Source organism: Parageobacillus thermantarcticus (assembly GCF_900111865.1).
GTDB lineage: Bacteria > Bacillota > Bacilli > Bacillales > Anoxybacillaceae > Parageobacillus > Parageobacillus thermantarcticus.
On record NZ_FOJS01000096.1, the window covers coordinates 1 to 1,908 of the forward strand.

Annotated in this window: 2 protein-coding genes; one reads left to right on the plus strand and one right to left on the minus strand. The window is 38.3% G+C overall.

Annotation, left to right across the window (positions count from 1 at the left end; translation table 11 throughout):
* Positions 1–196 precede the first annotated feature (196 nt).
* The gene (locus tag BM278_RS19015) at positions 197–346 is read left to right on the plus strand and encodes a hypothetical protein (RefSeq protein WP_167359686.1); all 150 of its coding nucleotides are present in this window, start codon (positions 197–199) and stop codon (positions 344–346) included.
* A 922-nt stretch (positions 347–1,268) separates the two neighbouring features.
* On the opposite strand, the gene BM278_RS18140 is transcribed toward BM278_RS19015, so the two are convergent.
* On the minus strand, positions 1,269–1,682 hold the full coding sequence (locus tag BM278_RS18140) for a DUF4209 domain-containing protein (RefSeq protein ID WP_090952529.1): 414 nt from the start codon (positions 1,680–1,682) through the stop codon (positions 1,269–1,271).
* Positions 1,683–1,908: the final 226 nt, after the last annotated feature.

Sequence of the window (1,908 nt, forward strand, 5' to 3'; positions counted from 1 at the left end):
ACGGGGATCGCTCGGTCAACTTCCCATCATGAGATGGGATTACCCGAGAAGCCCCCACCTCTAAGCGAAGCGTAGGTGGTGGGAGTATGTCACTATATACTTGTACGCTGCTCAGATTAGTGAAAAACTAGACAAAGGTAATCATCCTATCGTCGATAAAAAACTGCGAGTTTCCCCTTCAAAGCTCAGAGCTTATATGGTTGAACGCACGGAAGATACATTCAGTTACAAAAGCATCGTCGATGAAGAGCTAGGATTAATTAGACCGGAGGAAATAGACGAAGCATCAAACGCAATCAATGATTTATTAGATCGACTAATGGAAGTGGAGGAACTGGAGGATTAAAGATGCCGATTCAAGCATGGGAAAGATGCCTAGAATACAACGATAACCGAAGTTTGGTAACAGTTGAAGAAAACGGTCGGGGGATAAAATTTATAAACAACAAAAGAAAAAAAAGTCGCACTATATCGGGTAGATGGCTGTATTCTTACAGAAGGTATAAAATGTGACTTCCTTTTTTTAATTAATGAAGATAAAAGAGCATTCTTTATAGAACTGAAAGGGTCTGATTTAGAAAAAGCTGTACAGCAAATTTCAAAAACAATTGAACAATTACAACCATATCTTCGAGAATATGTGTTGGAAGGAAGAATCATTACTACAAGAGTTAGAACACCTGCTCTAAAATCTACGTATATCATTAGATTACAAAAAATATTGCGAAAAACAGGCGGAACATTAAATATCAAAGCGAAATCTGATGAGGTAACTATATAAAAATGAACAGCCTCCTACTAAACACCATTCATCAGGAGGCTTCCTATTTACCTTACTTTTCAGCTATACACTCGCTTGCAATAATATCTTCCAACGAACATTCCGCTTTCCAGCTAAGTTCTTCATAATTTTTTGCGATAGCGCCACAAGCCGCGCCGGGACACCCAGGCGGCGGTCGATGTATTCAATGAAAGTTTTGCGGCCCCGTGACTTTTTTACACGTTTCCATCACTGGCCTAAGTCGTTACTGAAGTTGTAAACGGTGGTTTTCTTTTTGTCATTTTTTCGACCAGTGACAAGGCACCCTTACAAACATGGCCTACAATCACATACCGCTTCACTAACGATTCCCCAATCTGGCTTTGAAATGACTAAATCCGCTGCGGCAATGTAATGTTGCGACTCCATATAGTCTTTTAAGGTAGAGAATTTTTCAGAACCGATGTGTTAAATTAATCGCCCAATGACTGAAACCTATACAAAAAGTTTACTCACTTGCATTATTTTCTTCTTTGACCACTGAATAATTGGTCAGTAATAAAAATAAATAAATCACTAACAAGTTAAGACCTTTCGTGCACTGTTCAAACGCAATTAATCCATGAGCCACCTTATTACGTAAATTTATTCCCATCTGATCTACCATTACCATTTGTATCAATTTATGAATGCGTTCCCCTAAAGCCTCTTTTATATCATCTCTGTTCAAAAATTCGTTAAATGTTTCTTCATGTTGTGCAGTAGACTTTTTGATCGAAGTAGTCGCATATCCCGCGGCTGCAAACATTCGTCTAAGGGTGGACTCGAATTGAGGGACTAATATGTGAATGGAACTAACGTAGTCGCCATCAAAAAATTTTTTTATTCCCAGTTCTACAAATGGTTTATTCTTCGCGCTCATTAATGGCCATGCAAAAATTTTATTTACTATTACTGTAGATGAGCAAATTCACTGACATAAATTGACAACTAAACAAAAAAGGAGACATGAACCCGATTCCTTGGTTAGAATAGATGTGCTACCAACTACCCACAAGGAGGTTCATGTCTCATGACAGGCGTGTTGATTATCCAATAAAATCCAAAGTGTATAGAAAAAAGAGCACCTTTCCTGTAGAATGTGAGTA